14 protein-coding genes are annotated in these 21,568 nt (G+C 52.8%); 8 read left to right on the forward strand and 6 right to left on the reverse strand.

The window, feature by feature from the left end; translation table 11 throughout:
* Nucleotides 1-11 precede the first annotated feature (11 nt).
* Together VE954_RS37195 and glnII are read right to left on the reverse strand one after the other, a co-directional pair.
* Nucleotides 12-986: a trypsin-like serine protease gene (locus VE954_RS37195; RefSeq protein WP_324962703.1), complete on the reverse strand. Its 975-nt coding sequence runs from the start codon at nucleotides 984-986 to the stop codon at nucleotides 12-14.
* Between the two features lie 137 nt (nucleotides 987-1,123).
* The gene (gene glnII, locus VE954_RS37200; RefSeq protein ID WP_324962705.1) at nucleotides 1,124-2,122 is read right to left on the reverse strand and encodes a glutamine synthetase GlnII; all 999 of its coding nucleotides are present in this window, start codon (nucleotides 2,120-2,122) and stop codon (nucleotides 1,124-1,126) included.
* Nucleotides 2,123-2,427: 305 nt separating this feature from the next.
* Here glnII and VE954_RS37205 point away from each other — a divergent pair, with 305 nt between their 5' ends.
* Nucleotides 2,428-2,682: a hypothetical protein gene (locus VE954_RS37205; protein ID WP_324962706.1), complete on the forward strand. Its 255-nt coding sequence runs from the start codon at nucleotides 2,428-2,430 to the stop codon at nucleotides 2,680-2,682.
* A gap of 62 nt (nucleotides 2,683-2,744) precedes the next feature.
* Here VE954_RS37205 and VE954_RS37210 read toward each other — a convergent pair whose 3' ends face one another.
* Nucleotides 2,745-3,800 (reverse strand): alkaline phosphatase D family protein, encoded by a 1,056-nt coding sequence (locus tag VE954_RS37210; RefSeq protein WP_324962708.1) that lies wholly within the window; start codon nucleotides 3,798-3,800, stop codon nucleotides 2,745-2,747.
* An 84-nt stretch (nucleotides 3,801-3,884) separates the two neighbouring features.
* Between VE954_RS37210 and VE954_RS37215 the strand changes: the two genes are divergently transcribed.
* The 4 genes from VE954_RS37215 (at nucleotide 3,885) to VE954_RS37230 (ending at nucleotide 12,746) form a co-directional block, all read left to right on the forward strand.
* Nucleotides 3,885-4,370 (forward strand): glutathione peroxidase, encoded by a 486-nt coding sequence (locus tag VE954_RS37215; protein WP_324962710.1) that lies wholly within the window; start codon nucleotides 3,885-3,887, stop codon nucleotides 4,368-4,370.
* 505 nt (nucleotides 4,371-4,875) lie between these two features.
* Complete coding sequence (locus tag VE954_RS37220; protein ID WP_324962712.1) at nucleotides 4,876-10,902, forward strand: protein kinase domain-containing protein; 6,027 nt, start codon at nucleotides 4,876-4,878, stop codon at nucleotides 10,900-10,902.
* A 113-nt stretch (nucleotides 10,903-11,015) separates the two neighbouring features.
* On the forward strand, nucleotides 11,016-11,849 hold the full coding sequence (locus VE954_RS37225; protein ID WP_324962714.1) for a metal-dependent hydrolase: 834 nt from the start codon (nucleotides 11,016-11,018) through the stop codon (nucleotides 11,847-11,849).
* 15 nt (nucleotides 11,850-11,864) lie between these two features.
* Nucleotides 11,865-12,746 carry an alpha/beta hydrolase gene (locus VE954_RS37230; protein WP_324962716.1) on the forward strand — a complete coding sequence of 294 codons (882 nt, stop codon included), beginning with the start codon at nucleotides 11,865-11,867 and terminating at the stop codon, nucleotides 12,744-12,746.
* A gap of 58 nt (nucleotides 12,747-12,804) precedes the next feature.
* Here the strand turns inward: VE954_RS37230 and VE954_RS37235 are convergent, their stop codons facing one another.
* From VE954_RS37235 to VE954_RS37245, 3 genes are all read right to left on the reverse strand, one after another.
* Nucleotides 12,805-15,567, reverse strand: a complete 2,763-nt coding sequence (locus VE954_RS37235; protein ID WP_324962718.1) for an ATP-binding protein — start codon at nucleotides 15,565-15,567, stop codon at nucleotides 12,805-12,807.
* A gap of 43 nt (nucleotides 15,568-15,610) precedes the next feature.
* Entirely contained in the window at nucleotides 15,611-15,796 is a 186-nt protein-coding gene (locus VE954_RS37240; protein ID WP_324962720.1) for a hypothetical protein, read from the reverse strand.
* A 328-nt stretch (nucleotides 15,797-16,124) separates the two neighbouring features.
* Entirely contained in the window at nucleotides 16,125-18,848 is a 2,724-nt protein-coding gene (locus VE954_RS37245) for an ATP-binding protein (protein WP_324962722.1), read from the reverse strand.
* A 139-nt stretch (nucleotides 18,849-18,987) separates the two neighbouring features.
* On the opposite strand from VE954_RS37245, the gene VE954_RS37250 reads away from it, so the two are divergent.
* From VE954_RS37250 to VE954_RS37260, 3 genes are all read left to right on the forward strand, one after another.
* Nucleotides 18,988-19,326, forward strand: a complete 339-nt coding sequence (locus VE954_RS37250) for a hypothetical protein (RefSeq protein ID WP_324962724.1) — start codon at nucleotides 18,988-18,990, stop codon at nucleotides 19,324-19,326.
* A 204-nt stretch (nucleotides 19,327-19,530) separates the two neighbouring features.
* A complete protein-coding gene (locus VE954_RS37255; RefSeq protein ID WP_324962726.1) occupies nucleotides 19,531-20,340 on the forward strand; it encodes a trypsin-like serine protease in 810 nt (269 codons plus the stop codon).
* A 130-nt stretch (nucleotides 20,341-20,470) separates the two neighbouring features.
* The coding region (locus VE954_RS37260) for a hypothetical protein (RefSeq protein WP_324962727.1) at nucleotides 20,471-21,568 on the forward strand (1,098 nt) is incomplete at its 3' end.

Below are 21,568 nucleotides of genomic sequence, written 5' to 3' on the forward strand. Positions count from 1 at the left end.
ACGCGCGTGATTCATTTTGAATCACAGGCCACAGCTGTACCCGTGTTGGTGATCAATCCATCAAGCGGTTGATTCAGATTTTTGAAGGCACATCCTAACCAGGATTGATAGCGCGTTAGATCCATCAGGGTCCCGCCACCGGATTCGCAGGAATAGTCTGTATTTCGGCCAGGACCTGTGGTGGAACCAATGAGAAGCAGGCATGAACTTGCCGGATCCACGATAAATGTAGGGCCGCCGGAGTCTCCGTAGCAGGCGCCACGTCCCTCACCGTTGGTAATCTGTAATTCCATAAGGTCGCTTTCGACTCGACTCAGGCGGGTTTCCACCAGACTTAAGGGCCGGCGGGTTTTGTCGTCGGTGCCATACGAGCCATAGCCCGAAACAATAACGGGCATTCCGACTTGTATTTCCTGAGTCTGGGCAATCGCCACAGGAATAAGGTCGGGTGGAAGCGAGCCTTGAAAAGTCAGGACGGCCACATCATAGATAGGCTGCTCCAAATACCCCTGATCGTCCGCCAGGATTCCAACATAGAGCGGATGAATTTTCATGCCATCGATCGTCAGTTTTTCCTGGTTTTTCCCGTCCAAACCACTGCCGATTTTGATGTCCTTGGGGTCTTTAACGTCGGCGACGCAGTGAGCCGCCGTGACAATATGCTGAGGCCCGATCAAAGTTGCGGAACAGTATTTTTGATTACGGACAATGAGCTTGATGGTGGCCGCGGTGACCTGGGATTTTTCTGCGGCTATTTGACCGCCCACAATTCTGTAGGGCGAAAGTCCTTGGCAGGATGTGCGGGCCGGCATGGAGCCTACCTTGGCGTCGGCCTGATTGCTGGCATTTTGACCATCCGCAGAGCCAAAACCTTCCTGGAGTTGACGAGCATCCCTATGATTCGACTTGTTACGACAACCCTGGACTCCCAAAGAGCCCAGGCCAAATAAAATCATACCAATCGGCATGATATGTCGCGTTTGCATCGAGCCCCCCAGGATCGGTCTATCAATAGAGATATATCGGACGGCGGCTGATGAAAACCGAGGCTTGCCAGTAGGTCATTGACTTAAAAGGAATAAGGGGCAGATAAGCCCCGCTTTTTAAAAGCGGAGCGAAGGGCTTACATGCGACTGCAGACGGTTTCCGTGATCAACTGTGTCACGACGTATGGATCACAGTTGGCGGCGGGACGACGATCTTCAATATAACCGCGACCATCCTTGGCTACCTGCCAGGGAATGCGAACCGAAGCGCCTCGATCCGAGACACCATATTTGTATTCACGGAAGGAGCAGGTTTCATGCTTGCCGGTCAGACGATCTTCAATGCCGGCGCCGTAGTTGGAAATGTGAAGCTCGTGGCGTTCTCCCAGGGCCTGGGCCGCCTGGATACATTTTTCATAGGATTCGCGCATGGCGATCGTCGAGAAATTGGTGTGACAACCGGCTCCGTTCCAATCACCGGCGACGGGCTTGGGTTCATAACTCACATGCACGCCGTAATTCTCGGCGATACGGGCGAGGAGCCAACGGGCCACCACCATCTGGTCTGAGACGGACGAGGCACTCAAGGGACCAACCTGGAATTCCCACTGGGAGGGCATGACTTCCGCATTGATGCCGGAGATTTTGAGGCCGGCGGCCAGACACGCTGTCAGATGCTCTTCGACCAACTGCCGACCATAAACATAATCACCACCGACGCTGCAGTAGTAAGGGCCCTGTGGCGCGGGAAAGCCTTTTTCCGGCCAGCCGTAAGGACGACCATCCTTAAAGAGTGTGTATTCCTGCTCCAAGCCGTACCACATGCCCTGATCACTATAACGATTCTCGGTAGCCACACACTTGGCGCGGGTGTTACTAGGGTGCGGTTCCATATCGCTGGTCAAAACTTCACAGACCACCAATTTGTGGGCGCCGCCGCGAATGGGATCAGGACAGGTAAAGACGGGCTTCAATACGCAATCGGAGGACTTGCCTGGAGCCTGGTTGGTACTTGAGCCGTCGAAACCCCAAATAGGCATTTCTTCGCCGGCTTCCACAATTTTGGTTTTGGAACGCAAAAGGGGAGTCGGCTTGGTGCCGTCGATCCAGATGTATTCGGCCTTGATCATGCTCATAAAGGGTTCCTCTGCAAAAAGTTTTTGCTGATTCGTGTCAGACATTGAGACCTGGCGACTCCCCACCAAAGCAGCTTACGTGCCAGCTGCGATTGGGACTTGAAAACCACTGTAAATGCTGCAAAAATTCCAGGATAGTCATGTAGGCCTGGGGAAAAGGCCTAGTTAAAGCTACCTGAATGTAGGAACGAACCTGATGAAGCTACCGAAAGGTGAGGCCTTCATCTTCCACGGATTGATCTTGGCGATCCCGCACTTTTGGTTTAAGAAGGGATACCTAGGTCTTTGTCTTTCGAGAGGTAAACATGTCGAAGAAGTTTGATGCAGATGCTTATGTCGCAAGGTGGGACGCCAAAGTCATTCCGGCGATGCTTGGGGTGATTATTGTTTCCCTGATTCTGGTCGTTATTTTGAATGTCAAAACTCGTCCAGACTGCTTGCGTCATGAATATATCTTCTGCGGGACAGAGGCCATGCAACACGGCCATGGCGAAGGGCACGAAGCTCATGGTGCTGGTAACGCCGAAAAAGGTCAGGCGCCCCACGCGCAGCCTCACTAAGGTGACTCAGGTGGGCGTGCAGTCCCACCAGGTTGATCAGGCGGGCGTGTAGCCCGCTTTTTTTATTTTCGCTTCCGCAGCGGCACCGTCTGTTTGATAATCGCTTCCTTATTAATGTCATGCACCTCGATCGAAACCGCAGGCGCGGGACTCTCCCAATCGATTTTCAGAACGCCATAATTCAAACGCGGCAGCATAGGGCCGACCCGGAGACTATTGGGACTCGATGAATCATTGGCTTCGCGATAACTATGAGTCATGCCGCTCGAGGTCACTTCCCAGACTGTTTTTCCCGAAGGCAAATCCATTTTGGAAAGTTCGGCCAGATGCCGATCCCCGCTGATCAGGATGATGTTGGGATAAGGCGATCGATCCACCAGATCGATCAAACGTTGGCGTGCCTGAGGCCAATCCGCCCACTTTTCATACTTGTGTTCAAAGGGCAAAATCTGAGTGCCCGAGACGATCAGGACCAGCTCCGCATCCACCTGAAGCATTTCCTGTTCGAGCCACTCCCACTGCTCTGGCCCCAGAATATCGCCTTGTTTCCCGGGTTCATCCGCATTGTAGCGGTTGTCGGTCACCAGTATTTTCACGCGTCGTCCATCAGGCCCCAGGCGATAACTCGTATAAAGTCCGGACTGCTGACGACGCGGTGAATCCTTGGGTTCGTTCACAAAATCCAGAAACAGCTGCATGGAAGCGGCGCGAGTCGGATAGTAGCGGCCGCTATTCTTTTCCCCGTAATCATGATCATCATAGGTTCCAATCACCGGCACCTGGCTGACGAGAAAGCGGCGATAATCCGCGTGCTGGAGCTGCTCCTCATAACGGCGCGCGAGGACACTGGCATCACGACTGTCGCCATAGATCACATCGCCGGTCCATATCCACAGGTCTGGTTTTTCTTCAGCCACTTTACGAAAAAGAGGTTGAGGCAAATTCGATTTGCTGCACGAACCAAAGGCGATTGCATGCAGCAGTTGCGGGCTATCCTTGGCGGGTATCATGGTCGACGAGGCGTCAAGGGACACAGGGAGTGGCTGAGTATCTGGAGCGTGGGTGCATGCACCCAAAAGTCCCGCCAGAGCCAGGGTCAGAGTGAGGTGAATCAACATAAGAGCTCCAAATAGTTCTGGCCTTGAGTTCGCAAAACCAATTACTTTGTCAGCGGAACGAAAACGAGCACGGAGGCAAAGATTATGGCAGCGATTTATGATTTTGAAGTGAAAACCATCGATGGGGCCAAGAGCACTCTCAAACCCTATCAGGGCAAAGTCATGCTCATCGTCAATGTTGCCAGTGCCTGCGGCCTGACACCTCAGTATAAAGGTCTGCAGGAACTTTATAATGAGTATCATGACAAAGGTTTGGAGATTCTCGGATTTCCTTGTAATCAGTTTGGCGCACAAGAACCCGGGACGGAATCCGAGATCAAGGATTTCTGCAGCACCCGTTTTGATGTGAGTTTCCCTATGTTCAGCAAGGTTGAAGTGAACGGGGATAACGCCCATCCTCTGTATCAGTATTTGAAAAAGGAAAAGGTTGGGAAGGAAGGCAAAGCCGATATCGAATGGAACTTTGCCAAATTTCTGGTCGATGATAAAGGTCGCGTGGTGGAACGTTTCTCTGCACGGACCGAGCCGTCAGAAATCAAAGGTCGGATCGCGGAACTGCTTAAGCACTAAGGGGCCAGGCAGCGTTTGATCTGTAGCAGAGCCATCCGCCGCATACACATCGACACCCATCGGCGTAGCCCTTGCTGAGCCTTGGAGCAGCTCAGGATGGGTACCCGAAACGAGTCTGCAAAAGGCACAGCCACACCGTGGTGCGGCATGCCCGTCTTGATGCGAAATTGCGTTCTTTCCGAAGCCAGTCACGAAGCTTCATCCAAAATCAAAGCCTCTCCATCGTTATCAAAGAAGGCCGCTGCGAAATTATCATGCGCAACCCACTGAACTCGACTTTGAAATCTGACACGGGTTGCCCTTGATTTCGGCGAGATTGCCTACAAAACCCAACTGTTTTTTCCTGATATTAGCCCAGAAGGCAAGGTCGATCAGGGTTTGCCTATGACTCAGGTTCAGGGCAGAGCAATTTTGCCCAGTTATGCGTCCCGAGTCATGGGCGTGATATCATGTAACAAATCCATAGGGCGTGACGTCATTTGAGGATGTCAGCACACAGGAATCCATGGAACAGCAGAAAAACCATCTTAAACCCGGCCAAACGCTGATGAACGGCGAGATCGAGATTCTCGACGTGCTCGGTACGGGCAGTTTTGGTCAGGTCTATCGCGGCATCTGGCATCGCAAGGATGGCTACCAGACGGTTGCCATCAAATGCTTTGACTCCAGGGTGATGCGTGAGAAGGATGTGATCGCCATCAAGATGATCCATCGCGAGAGTCTCCTGATCAGTGCCATTCAGCATCCGGCCATCGTCAAGGTCCTGGCGGTGAAGCTGGACGATCAGATGCAGTATATTGTCGAGGAGTATCTGCCCGGCGGCAATCTGCAGCTCCTGCTGGCCGACCGACGCGCAGAGACTGCAGCCGGTCGCCCGCTCATGAGCGCCCTGGAGATTACCAATCTCGGCATGCAGCTGGCGCAGGCTCTTGACTCGGTCCACAGCCGTGGTGTTTACCACGGTGATCTAAAACCCAGTAACATATGCTTCCGCGATCCGGAACAGCAGGAGCTGGTGCTGGTGGATTTCGGTCACGGCGGCTTCTATGATGATAATATGGAACTGCAGCATACGGCTGGCACTCTCGCCTATCTTTCCCCAGAGCGCACGGGCTTTGTCAAATTCGCCGGCAATGTCGAGAGTGAACTCTACTCGCTCGGCGCTCTTCTTTATGAAGCCTGTGCCGGTGTGCCGCTTTTCAAGACCAAGGACGCGCAGGAATTCATCAATCTGCTGCTTCGCCAGGTACCGACGCCCCTGCACAAGATCTGCCCGGAAATTCCCGAACCGCTTTCCGATATCATTCAAAAATTGATCCGCAAGCAACCGGGACAGCGCTACTGCTCGGCGATGGGTCTCTATGCAGACCTTGAGCGTTGCCACATCGCCCTTCGCAAAGGCGAGCCATTGGCGAGTTTTGCCCTGGGCACCCGGGATAAGCTGCGCGAACTCAATTATAAAATCCCCATCATTGGTCGGCAGGCCGAGCTGACGATGCTGCGCGAAAGCTTTGATCGCGCGGCAGCTGGCGATGGATCGACCATCCTTATCGGGGCGCCTTCGGGCACAGGAAAATCCCGCCTCGCCTTCGAATTGCTGCAAAGGGCCCAGGATCTTGACGCCAGCATCACGTCGGTAAAATTCTCGGAATTTGAACGCAATCTTCCGCTCAGTGCGCTCGGCATCCTGCTGCTCGATCACGCTCACTCCTTGAAGACGCATGCGAACTCAAGCATCGTGCAGTGGCAGAAGCGGCTGCTGATAGAACTCGGCAGTGGCGGATTTCTGCTCAGCAAGCGCTTTGATTTCTATGCCGAATGGCTGCCACATTTTCCGGTTCCAAAGGGTCTCGAGCGGGAGCAGGAGAGTCACCTTTTCAACGAAACCCTGGCCCGCTTTCTTACCCTGCTTTCGGTTGAAGGCAAGGTCCAGGTTCTGCTGATGGACGATTTGCAGTGGGCCGATGCTCAGAGTCTGGCCGTCTTGCGCGAGCTGTGCATGCTAGGCCAGGATAAAAAGATCGGCTCGACCCTATTGGTGGGAACCTACCGGACCAACGAAGTGAAAAGCGGGCATCCGCTGGATGCCATCCTGAAAACCTCTATCCTGCCCCGGCAGTTGCTGCTGCTCAATCCCCTGCTCCGCGAGGAATCGGATCAACTGATCACCTGTCTCTTGGATGAAGCGGGCCCGGAAGTCGCCCGCCTGCAGCATCTGACCTATAAATTGACCGAAGGCAATCCCTTCTTTATCTACGAGTATCTTAAGGCGGCAATCGTATCTGGACTTTTCGCGATGAGAGAGAGTGATCACACCTGGCATCTGGACGAAGAGAAAACCGCCAACATGTCGTTTCATGCGGGTGTAGCGGGCCTGGTTTCGGAGCGTATCGAAAAACTGGAATCCCTGCCTCGCCATCTGATGCAGGCTGCGAGTATTGTCAGCAACGCCATCAATCTGAAGACATTGATAACTCTCTTGGGAGTTCTCGAACCGGAAATCGCCGCAGCCTCTGAAACGGATGCTTTGCAGGGCATACGCGGCGTGCACGACGAACTGGTGCAGAAGCACCTGGTGTTGCCTCATGAAGAGCGCTTCGTCTTCTTTCACGACAAGATCCGCGAGGCATCGCTGGCGCTCTTAACCCCCGAACTCAAAAAGCAGCTGCATAGCTGCTATGCACAAAGTCTGGGCCGTGAGCTTTTGCAGTCGGACAAACGCGGTCGCGATAAAGATCTTTTCGAGGCCAGCTGGCACGTGATGCAGGGAACCCCCGAGGACTTTCCTCAGCTTGCGCGGCGCATCCTCCTGAGATCTGCGCAAAGCGCCAAGGGCATCTTTGCCTATACAAAGGCGCGGGACTATCTGGCCTTTGCCTCGCAGCTCTATCAGGATGATTATCAAGAGGATCCGGGGCAGCTCAAGGAGTGGCTCAGCATCCATGAGCTTTGGGCAGATACCTTGGCCGTTTCAGACCGAGTCCACGACGCCCTGACCCTCTACGATCAGGTGCTCGAACATGTGACAGAACCTATGCTTAAGGCTGAAATATTTAGTAAAAAAACCGAATGCTACCTGACACTCTTCAACTATACCGATTGCATGACAGCCGCCATCAAAGGGCTGGAGGCGATCGGCGAGCGCATTATCGTCCAGGAATGGAAGGCCTACGTCTACCTCATTACGCGTGCCCCGCTGCTGATGGTCTCGGCCTTGTGGTTTTGGATGTTTGGCAAGCAGACCAAAGAGATCAAGACCAAGGAGCAGGAAATCCGTTTCCGGCTGCTGCTGGCAGTGGAAGTTCCACTTTATTTCAATATACCCATCCTGGCCATCGCCAATCTGATTCCCATCACCCGGGAATTGCTACCCTATAAGGCCAATCAATTTCGCGCCCAAACCATGGGCTATTGGGGGGCGGCCCTTAATCCCTTCGGCTTTGCCAAAGCCGGCGGCAAATTCTTTTCGCTCGCCTGTGATTACTTCGATCAGCATGCCGATCCCATCCGCCGATCGATCGTACTGTTTCAGTGGAGCTACGTTCATGATTTCAATGCCGGAAATATAAAGGAAGCCAATTTTAAATTCACCGAAGCATGCCGCGATCTGGCCGCTGTCGGCGAGTCCTACTGGCGATCGCTGAGTCTGCAGGGTCTTTTGCATCTCGGATACTATGGTTCCGAAAATACCGATGCCAACCTCACAGTTTCCGAACTGAAGGAGCTTTGGAAGCGTCTGCAATACGCTCCCACCATGCTGGGTTGCACACTGCGAAGCTATTTGCACGAGCAGCAGGATGAACAGCTGGAAAACACCATGCAGCTGATCCGCGAGGCTGAAAGCAGCATGAAGACCCAGGGCATCAACTCCCTCGATGCCATCTTCGCCAGGGCCGCCCAGGGCGAGATCCATTTCCTCAAAGGTGATTACAACACGGCCGATGCGTTTCTCGCAGATGCCTTCCGGTTCTGTTTGCTCAAGCACCATCGCATCGCCTACTGTCTCTATATTCCGATTCTCTATGCCAAGAACCTGGTTCAGCAGCGGCGCTTCCTGCGAGCTCTGAGTGTGCTGTTCGTCTGTTGGTTCAACCAGGCGGCAAAGGTCCGCATCTTTCTGCCCCAGACACTGTACGTCAGCGGTGAATTCCTGCATGCCTTGGGTCTGCATCGCCTTGGGTTGCGCTTTGTGCACCAGGGGATTCGGGCGGCGAATAAGTTCGGCTGGCGATCCATCGTAGCCGAGGGACGGCTGCTGGTCGGCACCTTTCTCAGCCAGGGCTCCCAGGAAGAAGCCGAAATCTATCTCAGGCTGGCGCAAAAATATTTCAAGGAACGTTCCTGGCGCTTTTTCGAGGACCAATGCGAACGCCTCCTTGTCGATCTGCACCTGAAGCATCAGGAGCAGACTTCGATCCAGAATGGGCTGGATATCACGCAGACCCAATCCGCCGGAGCCTTTCAGATTCGTCAGAAAATGGAAACCCAGGCGCTGCTCGAGATCTTTCTGCGCCTCAGCTCACTTGGGCAACAGGATGATCTTCTGGAAGCGCTCATGGAATCCTTGGGCAACTGCACAGGAGCCGATCTTGCCATTATTTTCATGCCCGATGGCGAAATCTGGATGCCCTACAAGGCGATGAACTGCGAACTTTCCGAGCTGCAAAGCCAGGGTTACGCGCGTCTCGGCATAGACAAGGGTTTTCTCGACGAGTGTGTGCAAAGCGGCAAAGCGCAGCCCGTGATCCGCTCACCTCATTGGAATCGCGAAAATCCCACTCACTCGGGCTCCGTCCTGGTCCTGCCCCTCGCCTACGGCAATCGTATTTACGCTTACTGCTATCTGGCCAACCGGACGATCACCGATCTGTTCGACGCGCGCACCTCAGAGACAGCGCAACCCATCGCCACCCAGGCCGCAATCACCTTACAGAGTATTCGCCTTGCGACCGATTTGAAGCATCTCAACCGGACCCTCGAAGACCAGGTGGAGGAGCAGACGCGCGAGATCAAATCGATCCTGGCCAACCTGCCTTTAGGTGTCATGGTGATTGAAGGCCACAAGGGTCTTTTGCATAAGACTTATTCGCTCTATCTTGAATCTCTCTTGCATGCCTCGGACCTTGCCGGGCGTCGTGCCCTTGATATCCTGCTCGCCGATTCCAATATCAGTGCTGATGAACGCAATCAGATAGAAGCCTCTTTACACAGCATGCTTGAAGAAGACAGCCTGAACTTTGAGGTGAATGCCCATATTCTGCCACGCAGTTTAATCCGGCAGAATAGCGATGGCAGCCAGTCCTTCTGGGATCTGTCCTGGCAGGCGATTGTCGACAAAGAGTCCCTGGTCGAGAAGATGCTGGTCGTGATCAGTGACGTCACCGATCTGATCCGCCATCAAAAGGTGGCCGAGGAACGTGCCTATGAACTCGATCTGATCAGTGAAATTCTGGCTAGCCCTGCGGATGCCTTTATTCGCTTTATAAAATCCGCCCAGAAGTTTCAGCTGGAAAACAATCATCTGCTGATTGATTTTGAAGGTGAACTGCAGACCTGTCAGCACATCTTTATCAATCTGCATACTGTCAAGGGTGCGGCACGGACCCTGCGCCTCAAGCATCTGACTGAAACCCTGCACCAGATTGAACAGGGCTATGCAAACCAGATCAAAAATCCGACTACGGTCTGGAGTTTGGAAACAAAGCAGCACGAGATGCAGAATCTGCAGAAACAGATCCAGGAGTATCAGGACGTCGCTGAGCAGAAACTAGGTCGAACACTGGGTGCGACAACCCAGATAATACTGGCTCTTCAGGATGTGAAGAACCTCGTCAGTGATGTGGATTTGGCCTTGAAAAAGCTGGACTCCAGTGCTCAAGCGCCGCTGCATCGGGTGCATGAAATGCTGATGTCGACCCTGGCAACACCGCTGTCGCGGCTCTCCGAGCAATTCTTTCAGGGTCTGGAGTTGCTCGCCGCGGATCTAGGCAAGGCAACGCCCGAAGTTGAAATCAAAGTTCCGACACTGTATTTAGAGAGCCATCTCGAGGAAGTCCTGCGCATGGCCTTCACTCATTTGATTCGTAACTCACTGGATCACGGCCTGGAAAAAGTTCCTGAACGACGCCAGCTAAAGAAAGCCGACAGTGGCACTCTGAAACTGCATGGCAGCATCCAGGGCGGGCAGCTGGTTCTGCGCTTCTTTGATGATGGTAGAGGGCTCGCGGTTGCAAGGTTACGGCGCATGGGCCTGGAAAAAGGGCTGCTCAACACCGAGGAAAGTCGGAATGTTCAGAGTGTGGCGCAGCTCATCTTCGCCAGCGGTTTTTCCACGGCCGACCAGCTCTCGGATATCTCGGGACGCGGTATCGGCATGTCGGCTGTCCGCCAATTTTTGCAGGAAGCCGGTGGCGAGATCGATCTGGAGCTGGCGTCTGGATCCAGCACCGAGGCTGATTTTATTCCCTTTGCTTTTATCATCCGTCTGCCCTTGCCGAATGCGAAGTGGCTTCGGCAGGAATCTGTTGCCTGACGCGAGTGCTCGCAGCAGATGGATCGCTTTGCGCAGATTTAGGCAAAGCCTTGATCCTAGGCTCTGGCGTACGGAGTTATCTCTAGGACTGTGACAACTTCAAGGCAGGTATTGTGCATCGAAATCCCATTACAATTCGCCGACTGACCCTTCGTTTCCCCGAGGCATGCGATCCTGTAATAGCCTTAGGGCGTCCCGAGGAATCCTTTCTTTATGTGGGACTCTCGCTCCTTCTACCACATCTTGAGCCGTATCTGATCCGCTCAATGGTCAGCGCAAAACCGTTGCTTGATGGTGAGGGTCTGGTCAAGGATACGGAAGCGTTTATTGGGCAGGAAAGCCAGCATTATAAAATGCATATTCAATTCAATCGCTGCCTTGATTTGCAAAAGTATAAAGGTTTGCAGGTGCTTGAAGACAATCTGGCAGCAGATTATAATCGCTACTCCGAAACTGCAGCTTTAAAATTTAATCTCGCCTACGCCGAAGGATTTGAGGCTTTTACTCTGGCGATGACCCGATGGGTTTTTCAAACCGGTTTGCTTGATCATGTCCAGCCGGCGGCTCGAGATCTCTTTCGCTGGCATCTCGTCGAGGAGATGGAACATCGCACAGTGGCTTTTGATGTTTATCAGCATATCTCTGGCTCCTATGTCTACCGTCTCTGGGTCGGTCTTTTTGCTCAATGGCATTTGTGTCAGTTTGTGCTGAGAGTAACTCAGCTGATGCTACGTACTGAAAGGAATGACTTCCGCAAAAAGTATGGGGGTCGATGGTGCTCTTTCCAAAGAGTTGGATATTTGCTATGGCTGGCCCTGCTCTATTTTATACCCAAGCTTCTGAATACCCATATGCCCTGGTATTCTCCCCATCGGATCGCGATGCCAGTATCTGCCAAGGCGATCGCGGATGAATATACCGAGAAGGCGCGTTCAGGTGCAAGATAGTCCTGAGGTGAAGATTTGAAACAGCAGAGATTGCGTCATGGCCCGCTGACGTTTTCTACGATCGAGCAGGGTGCGGGTGTCCCGGTTCTTTTGTTGCACGGTTTTCCAGATCATGCGCGGACATTTCGCTTTCAATTGCCTGCTCTGGCTCAAGCCGGGTATCATGCGATCGCTCCGATGATGCGGGGCTATGAACCATCCTCCCAGCCCGAAAAACCTGACTATAGTCTCATCGGCCTCGCTCATGACGTGCTGGCTTTCATCGAGCAAACAGGTCACCCACGTGTGCATCTCGTAGGTCATGATTGGGGAGCTATTGTCAGCTACCTCGTAGCCAGCATGGCTCCTGAAAAGCTACTTTCTCTGACTACTATCGCCATACCCTCGCCCGGACGTTTTGTGCGTGATGCATGGCGAGTCCAGCCGAATCAAATTCTTAATTCCTGGTATATATTCTTTTTCCAGCTCCCGGGTGTGGCAGAGTTGGCTCTGGAGTACCGCGACTGGGCATTCATGGAATGGCTTTGGCGACGATGGTCGCCTGATTTCAGGCTGCCTCCGGACGAAATGCGGGCGCTCAAATTCACCTTTCAGCAGACCGGGGTGAAGAAGGCGGCTCTAGGCTACTACCGCGCATTGTTCAGCTTTCGCACATGGCAGGATACGTTGGCAACTGTCAAACATTTGAATGGAAAAATCCAGGTGCCGACGCTGGCATTCACGGGAGCGCATGACCGCTGTATGGATACACGCCTTCATGACAAGCTCATGCATTCAAATGATTTCGCCGCGGGTCTCAAAGTCACTCGAATAGAGAGAGCTGGACATTTCTTGCACCAGGAACGTCCCGAGTTAGTGAACTCAGGACTCCTGGAGCACCTCGCTTGCCATTCCTAAAGAGCACGAGCGTTACCTCATTGACTTTTCAACGCTAAGTCCTGCGCTCGGCAAGGTCTTAAGCTGCCGGTGGATAATTCTGATGGTCTTCGGGGGCACTTTTCACTAAAGACGCTCGTGGGAAATTCATGCGCAGAGCTGCGCCACCCCCTTCTCCATCTTCCAGCCTAATCTGGCCACCCAATTCCAGGCAAAGACTGCGGATGGCGCTCAATCCCACACCGCGGCCGCTGGTATGACTGATGGATTCGGCGGTGCTGACACCATCCATAAAAAGCAAGTCCGTGAGAGACTCTCCGGATTTGGGTTGAAAATTCAGAGTTTCCGCCATGGCACGTAGTCGATTCCAATTGATTCCAACCCCATTATCCAGAACCGACAGTTCGACTTCATGATTGGAGGCAAATGCCCGAATTTGGATCAGTGCCGCCGCAACGCGCTGCTTGTCTTGAGACGGTCGAATAAATCCGTGATCGACTGCGTTGGCGACCGCATGAAGGAGCATTTCATGAATACGGGGGAGGACCTCGGCCTTCCAATCTTGCACGTCATCAAGCACGATGAAACCCTGTCGTGGACAGCCCGCTTGAGCCAGACGCTGCTTTATCTCTCGGGCATAAAGGGCTGCCATCGCATAAAGATCGGAATCTACGGTTTCCTCGGTTTTGCCGCTTACCAGAATGGTGTCGAGCAGGTGTAGATAGTCGTGAAAAACAGCAGTAAGGGAATCCCATTGATCCGCGATGGATTTCTGGGAATCAGGTGCGGATAGCAAACAGGATTCCATTTCATGGATGTCGGATGCCAGAAGTTTGAGTCCAAGGGTCCTGGCTGAGCCTTTCCAAGTGTGCAGACGGCGCATGACCTCCGCATGTTCGTCCCGCAGAAGTATGTGTCCCTGGAGAGCCGGCCATTCGTTCTTGAGTTCTTTAAACAGGGTGCGAATCGCTGCGTTTTTTCCGCCCAGGATCTCTTCCAGCTTTTTTTGCGTCTTGCTAATGCGCTGAGTCTCCTGTTCCATCTTTTTTTCCAAGTCACGCTGGGCAGTGATGTCACGGATGGAAAGCAAGAGCCGAGAAATAGTATTCTGCGTTGTGAAAAGAGGCTGCCAGTGCAGCTGGAGTGTCTGATCATGAAATAAGATCTCATGCGGCAGGTGACCTGAGTTGAGCTCCCAAGTCAACTTTTGCTCGCCCATGCAGGTCAGAAGGGACTCTTTTGCCAAAATGCCCTGGGCTTCGGCTGCAGTCCCCGGAGCAAACAAAAGATCAAGGAGAGTTACGCCGCCAAGGGTCGAGGGTGCTGTGCCAAAGATCTGGTCCAGGTAGGGAGAATAGCTATCCTGTACGGTCAGATGGCGATCCAGGGTCACAATTCCTTCGTCAATGGAGTCAAGAACGTCTTTCATATGCTGACGACTTAAGCGAATAACGGAGGCTTGTCGCCAGACTATGAACAGCACGGCAAGGATGACAAGAGAAAGACCCGCTGCCAGGAGGGAGACCAGTTTGAATTTTTCGAGTAGCAGGATTTGTTCGGATTGCAGATTATTTTCCCTCACCAGGTTTGTGTTGCGCTCTGCTTCATACTGCAAACCCAACTTGACCGCTGCTTGATTGAAGACCTGGTCCTCCCGTTCTTTCGATGTCGCCCTATAGAGAGCAAAGTATTTCTCCAAAGCCGTCAATGCCTTGTCCGGTCGTCCCAGACGTTTCAAGGCCTGATAACGATAATCTTCAATCTCAGAGTGTGCATACCTGTTGGAAGGCGACTCCAGCTTTTCCACTCGATCGAGAACTTCCAAACTCTGCTGATAGCGCTCCGTTCTGATCAGCGTTTTAGCATAGAGGCGAAGACCCCTTGCCACCCAAAGGGTGGCTCCCTCCTTCTCAAAAAGGTCCAGCGCTTTTTTTGCCAGGACTACGGACTCTTCATGCTTTTCAGTTTTGCTTTTCAAGGAGCTGAATGCGTAAAGATGCTTGGCGACAAGAAATTCATCGTTGATTTCCATTCCCAAACGGATGGCTTCGGCCGAGTACCCTTCCAAGGCAGGCAGATCCTTTTGTAACAAATCAATTTTCTGGTCGGCCATGGTGAGACAAAGATCATAGAGACTATGAGCCCTTGCACTGCGAAGCTTCAAGCTCACGTATCGCTTATCGACTTCCATCTGTATGGCGACAGAGGCTGGAATTTGTCCTTGGTAGCGCAAACTCAAGGCGAACGCATATTTCACCATGTCGTAGACGGGCAAAGGCACTTGATTGACTTCCTTGATGAGGTTGTTGGCCTCGTCGATGATGGGCAAGGCCTGTTCCAGCTTGTCATTTCGCAAAAGGAATTCTGTGAAATTCGCCAATCCAGAAGCCAGGGCGTATGTATTCTTGATTGTCCGCAGTTCCCGAATCATGTTTTCAAACTCGATTTTTTCGAGTGCGAAGGCATCTTCTTCATAGGTCTTTGCCTCGATCTCATAGGTCTTGAAATCAACCCATTCGATATGCATCCCGAGGCGAAAGGCTTCATCCCTGGCTTTATTGAAATCTGCCGGACCCACAAGCTCCGCTATCGCATCCTTTTTGGTCGCGACCCAAATAGCCCTTATCCATCGGACCGGGGTCGTATCAGGACCAAGCTCTCTGAAATGACGCTTGATTTGCTTAAAGAGCGCATCGGGATCGTCCATGAGTCGGAGTTCCAATGCTGGATAATTCTCCAGTTCTTCGGGCAGGAAATCTTTTGTCTGTGCCTCGGCTTTGGAAAGACTCAGATGGAAAAACATAAAAGCGACTAGAGTTATCAACCATAGTTTCATGCTCATTGGCCTTTTTCTTGTCCGATAAGCAGATTATAGCCAATCTTCCCTAACCTGTCTTCAGGAAGATCAAGGCCGTGCGCAGACTTAAGAGGCCACCGGGCAGGAGCTGGCGTCTAAGGGCAATAAGCATTCGTCCGAGTCCATGAAGATTGTATACTTCGCCCAGATCACCACGTTTTAGACGCTCGTAGTCTTCAATTTCTTCACTCAACTGCAAGTGAAAAGATTGCATGGGCTCCATGGCGTTTTTTATCTGAGCCTCGTTCGATCCCATAGATCGCAGTTCTGATTCCTGGACAAGCATACGTTGCTTTTCATCCTTCAAGCGGATGCAAGCACCTTTGTTTTCCCTTAACGCCATACATGGGCTCCGGAAGAGTTGCAGACCAACTACGCGCATGGAATCAGTATCGCGACAGGGCGTTGGGTTGAAAAACAAAATAGGATTTGAATTTTTTTGCTCGCCGCATAGATCGTGGGAAGCTGAGTGGCTTTTTGGTGGAGACAGGAGTTGCTATCTCCGGGAACCCGGAGCCAGGCAATTACGATAAAGCAGACCCCTACGCTCCAGCTTTGAAGCTTAGTACGGATACGTCCGCTTTTGCGCTCGGAATATCGACCACCAGCATGGTGCCCTGTCCCTCATCATTGTCGAGCAGGGTCACCTCTGCGCCGAGGTCACGGCAGGCATCCTTGACTGCAGCCAGACCCATGCCGCGGCCACTGCTGAGACTCACCGATTCCGAAGTTGAAATCCCATCCGCAAAGAGAAGATCAGTCAAAGGTCGCTGGGGCGCTGGGGAAAATCCGCGCTCCGTCGCGAGACCTTGTAGTTTGAGCCATTGAATGCCGCAGCCGCGATCCCGGATATAGATACGGATGCCTTGCGGTGAACGCCGAGCTTCCACGACGAGTCGAACGGCATCGGGATTGTGGGGCAAGACATAACCATGATCCACGGCATTGCTTAATCCGTGCAGAAGCAGCACGCGCAGTGATTCCTGCCAGTCTGCAGGCCAAACACCCACTTCATCCTCAACAGTGATCGACCCCCAAGGTTGGTGGTTTTTTTCCAGCAGCTGCTTGATGCCCGGTTGTATATCATCGACCAGGGCCAGGAGTGAGGATGATGTTTGGCTGAGACCACGAAACATCGATTGGAAGAGTTGATCATACTGTTGACCCACAGCGCGCAGATGCACCAGGGCCGCCGTCAAAGGCGCATCCTGCAACTGGGATGATTCCACCTGATGGACAGCCTCGGCCAATTCCATAAGGCCCAGACTGCGTGCATTACCCTTGAGGGTGTGCAGTTGCCGTAAGGCGAGCGTTCGCTCCTGTGGATCATGCAGGGTGATTGTCAAGGGCGTCAGTCGCTTGGGAAGGTCGAGCATGAAGTGATCCAGGGAACGTCGATTCGCCTGCAACAGTTCCTGCACAAAAGACGTCATGATCTGAGACTGCTGACGGGAGGCATGGACTTCCGCTTCGAGCGCTTTGCTGATCGTCACATCCCGCATCACGAGGAGCATCTTGTCGATCTTGCCTTGGCCGTTGTGATGAGGCTGCCAGAGCAGGTTGAGGATACGCCCCTGCCTCTGTAACTCAGTCGGCAGCTGATTGCTGTTCAGACTCCAGGCCAACTCATCTTCATCCAAAATATGCGACAACGCCGCTCGAATCGTGGCCTGCACATCCGCTCCCAGTTCTGCCTGGGCAAACAGGATTTCGAACAGATCATGTCCCGTGAGATCATGGGTGATGCCGAGGATCTGCGAGACATGGGCACTGTAATCCTGATTGATTTTAAAATCCTTGCCAAAGCGCAGGATGCCCTCCTCGATATTATCGAGGACCTCCTGGATACGATCACGCTGGGAACGAATCACCCGGGACTGCCGCACCGCAAAAAACATGAAACCGATCAAGAGAAGGGAAAGGCCCAGAAGTCCGAGCAGAATGCGACTCATCCGATCAGCCTGCTCAAGGCGCAGGGCATTGGTGCGGTTTTTCTCTTCGAGCAGTTTATTGTCGGCATCCTTGCGTTCGAGTTCGAGGAGGCCCGCGACCTGATGCACGAACTGAGCATTTTTTTGGTTGTAGAATTTTTTGGTCGCCGTCCTCCAGCGCCTGTAGGTCGCCAGTTCCATGGGCATGTTGCCGAGTTGTTGCCAGGCATTGGTCTCGATTTCCAGTTCCAGTTCCGAATTTTTATTGTTGCTGGCGTCGGTCAGGAGTTCCGCCTTCTCCTTCAAAGCCGCCAGGGCATCGGCCGGCCGTTGCAGGCCGACCATCGCATGACTTCGCGTCACAAGACAGTCAGCGACCATCGCCGTATTTTTGAATCGACGGAACATCGGACAGCCTTCCTCGACCGCCTGCAAGGCTTCCTTGTGGCGCCCGGACCTGTTATAAACGTCGCCCAGGTGCATCAGGTAATAGGGAAGGAGGTCCTGCTTGCCTTGGGCTCGCGTGTAGGCGATCGCTTCGACGAAGGTATCGATGGCGGTTTGAAATTCGCGCGTTTGCACATAAAAAAGACCGAGATTGATGTAGTTATTCCCGGTCATGTAACGCATCTGCCGAGATTTGAAATAGTTGAAGGAGCGTTCCATCATCGTGCGGCCTTCGTCCATCCGTCCTACAAATTCGTTACGGGTATACGTCAGGGCCAGGTTATTGAGAATGTCGTGATAAAGAACACCTTTGGGCAGCTTTTCCATGGCCCGGACGGCCCGACTCACCACTTCAATGGCTTCTTTTTCCGTGTGATTGCGTGCGTGGAAATAACCGAGGTTGTTGCAGGCATAGGCTAAAAGTTCCAAATCTTGCGATTCTTCGGCCAGACGTATGGACTTTTCATAGAGCTGCAATGCGATGTTATCCTGACCCTCGTACTCGTAATAGACCCCGAGTGCACCCACCGCATGGACCCAAGGCCAAAAATAGCGATGACGCGCGGCCAGGGCCTCGGCGGCCTGAGCCAGACGCAGGTGGTCTTCACTTTTTTCAGCGAAGCTTGCAGCCTCGGCGCCAATGGCATAGAGAATGGCGGTGTTTTCATCCGCGGCGTCGGCAGGCAGCTTAGCCAGTTGGCGATGGATTTCGTTCAACGTCAGCTCGGGTTCGTTATAGATCTGTTCCCAGAGTTGGAAAAGTTCAGGCCCCGGACTGGCGGCAAGGTCTTGGGACGTGAGCAGGGCAAATCCCATAAAAGCGAAGAGCACAGCCTTGACCCTCATAAGGTAGGGCGGTTGACTGTTCGGTGGCTCACGTGAATTCATGCTTGAAACGTCCCGGGATAATTCCCAAACATTTCGGCCTAATTCAACAGGTTATGAGCCGTCTCCTGGAAAAGTAAACTTCGTCGCCACCTGGAGCAATGTGAGCTATAATGTCTCAAAAATCGATAGGAGCCCATCCATGATGCGACGATTGATGCTCGGATTCGGACTGCTCGGATGCACCGCGTGCAGTACTCTGGGCGGCGGGACTGGACCCGATGGGGAACGTCTGGAAATGACTGGACTTGAGGAGATGTCTCTCGAATATATCAAAACCAAATGGGGCGAGCCGGACACCAATATTCCCAAAGGCGAAGGCCGCGTGGTCCATTACAAGAATATTCGAAGCGAGGACGAGGATCCTGTCTCACGCAAAGTCACCGTCAAGAGCTGTGAAGTTCGACTCGATCTGACCAAAGATTTGCTTGTCAAAACCTGGGAGTATGAAAACTGTAAGGTGATTCCAGGAGGCAAATGATTGCAGGGAAATTGTCGTATAGTCGGCCGGGGGCAGGTAAAACAAGCCTCTGTAATATTAACGTTTTTGGTTAAGTTTTGATAAATGGACAGCTGGCCAGTTTCTTCCCAAACTGAGCGCAGATTTTAGCCTGCGTTAATATTCTTTGTACTTGCTGCCTTTGTAAGTCACGGGGCGACAAGCTTTGATGGGAAGGAATTGGACATGAAAAAAGTCAGTGGGATTGTGAAAGGTGCCGTAACCCTTGGAGCCCTAGGTTTGGCCACCGCCTGCGGCGTGTCGCCTGCCGATCGTAGCGAAGTGAAAGTCACCAACGGACGCGAAGTGGGCGAGACGGAGTACCCTTCGGTTGTTCTGCTTTATGATAGCGTCCAAGGCGGTATCTGCACGGGTACATTTATCACACCCACTGTGGTTCTCAGCGCCGCGCACTGTACCATGGCCGGTAAAGTGGATGCTGACGGTAATGTCGAATTGAAACTGGCTATGATCAGGATCAAGGATCCGGTTGCCAAGCAAGCGGAGCTGATTGCCGAATCCACTTCGATCATTCGGAACCCGCTGTGGGATAAAAATGGTCGTAACGTGAACAAGTACGATCTGAGTCTGATCACGTTTCCAGCTGGCACTTCGCAAGCTGTGAGTGCGATTGCTTCGGTCGGTGCCAAAGCCAAGGATAAGTTTACCATCGTCGGCTATGGTCTGAATCAGATGAAGGATATGAGCAACGGCGACAGCGCGGGTGTGAAACGCGAAGGCGTGAATGCTGTGAGCAGCGTGAGCGGCGGCTTCATTCAATTTACGGGCAAGGATTCCACCACCACGGCAGACGGCACGGATGTCTCGTCGGCATCAGGCGACAGCGGCGGTCCTCTGTTTATTAATGGCAAAGTTGCCGGCGTAACATCCGGCGGCGGCTGGGGCGGTTTCGGTCGCACCCGCTCCATGTATATCGATCTGTGGTCGTCAGAGTCGCAAGCGTTTCTGGGTAAACACCTGAATCTCGATAAATAACATTGTTTCGTCTCAGTCTTTTTTCTCGAGCCCCCGGCCTGACCGGGGGCTTTTTTTATGGGACGACTTCAACATTTGTGCTAGTAGACATGTCAAATGTGTGCTGGAAGCCTGTGGTATGAGGTGTCCCTTGCCTACGAAGTTAGTGATCCTGTGTTTTGCCCTTGCGGCCTTGTCATGCTCGGCCCCTTGGCATAATGCCCACAACAAGGTCGCGGTTGACTGCAAAATCAGTCAAGCCGAAGCGCAGAAAAATTTCCTGCAGATTCTGGATGATAGAGGTCAACCCCTGACCGCTGATCAAACCTCCACACTTGTCGCTGAATTTTTGGATGAAGCTGGCGGTCGCGTACTCCCTCGCATCACCCCCGGCGCCTGCATAGAAATTCCAGTGCAGGCCGGGCAGCTGGCCGTTGTTGATAGCAAAAGCAAAGCCGCTGTCTACTGGAAGACAGGCAATCGTGCCGAGGCCTTCCCAAAACGTCAGCTTATAAAAAACCCGCGCTTCTCCTACGAAACCCTGTGCCAAGGTGAAAACCGTTTTGCGAACACCACGCTGACCAGAGATTGGAGTCTTACGACCGATGGCTCTTTGCAAAATTTGCGACTGCAGGTCCAGGCCCGTAACGTCCATGACCAGCAGGTGACCGTTTTATTCACCAAGGAATTTGGCGAGGACCTTGCTTTGCCAGAGTCCTGGACCATAGCTCAACTGCGCGAAGGTCAATACCAACTGGAAGTTCTGCAGCAGGATCTTGCCGAAGGTCTGGAACAAGCCCCGCGTCTGGTGACTTTTCCTGCCATGTGCCCATTGACCGTATTGCATCATCCTCCGACACTGGTTGGTCTTACGGATTCGACCATGGGGGTGACTGTGGTGGATTTGGATAAGGGGCTGGAATGGAAATCTTCGAACGAAAATGCTGAGCTTCATGTTTGTATGGAAGAACGCTCCGCCGTTCCACAGACTTTTGACATCGCGGGATCCTGTCAAGCCGCGTCGCATTGTCAAAATCCGGCCGAATTTAAATTCATGAGTACCATCCGTCCTGATCGTGAGGGTGTTTTCAACGTTCTGGCCTATCCCAAAGATCGTGCGGGCAACAAAGGTGAATCGACATGCCGGACGGTGATCTTTTCCTCGTCAGCTCCCTCGTTCGATGTGAGATGGGTCAAAGAGCGTTGGAATCGTGAAGGATCGATTTTGGATGAGCCTGCACCTCTTATA

This window comes from Oligoflexus sp., from assembly GCF_035638955.1.
Lineage (GTDB): Bacteria > Bdellovibrionota_B > Oligoflexia > Oligoflexales > Oligoflexaceae > Oligoflexus.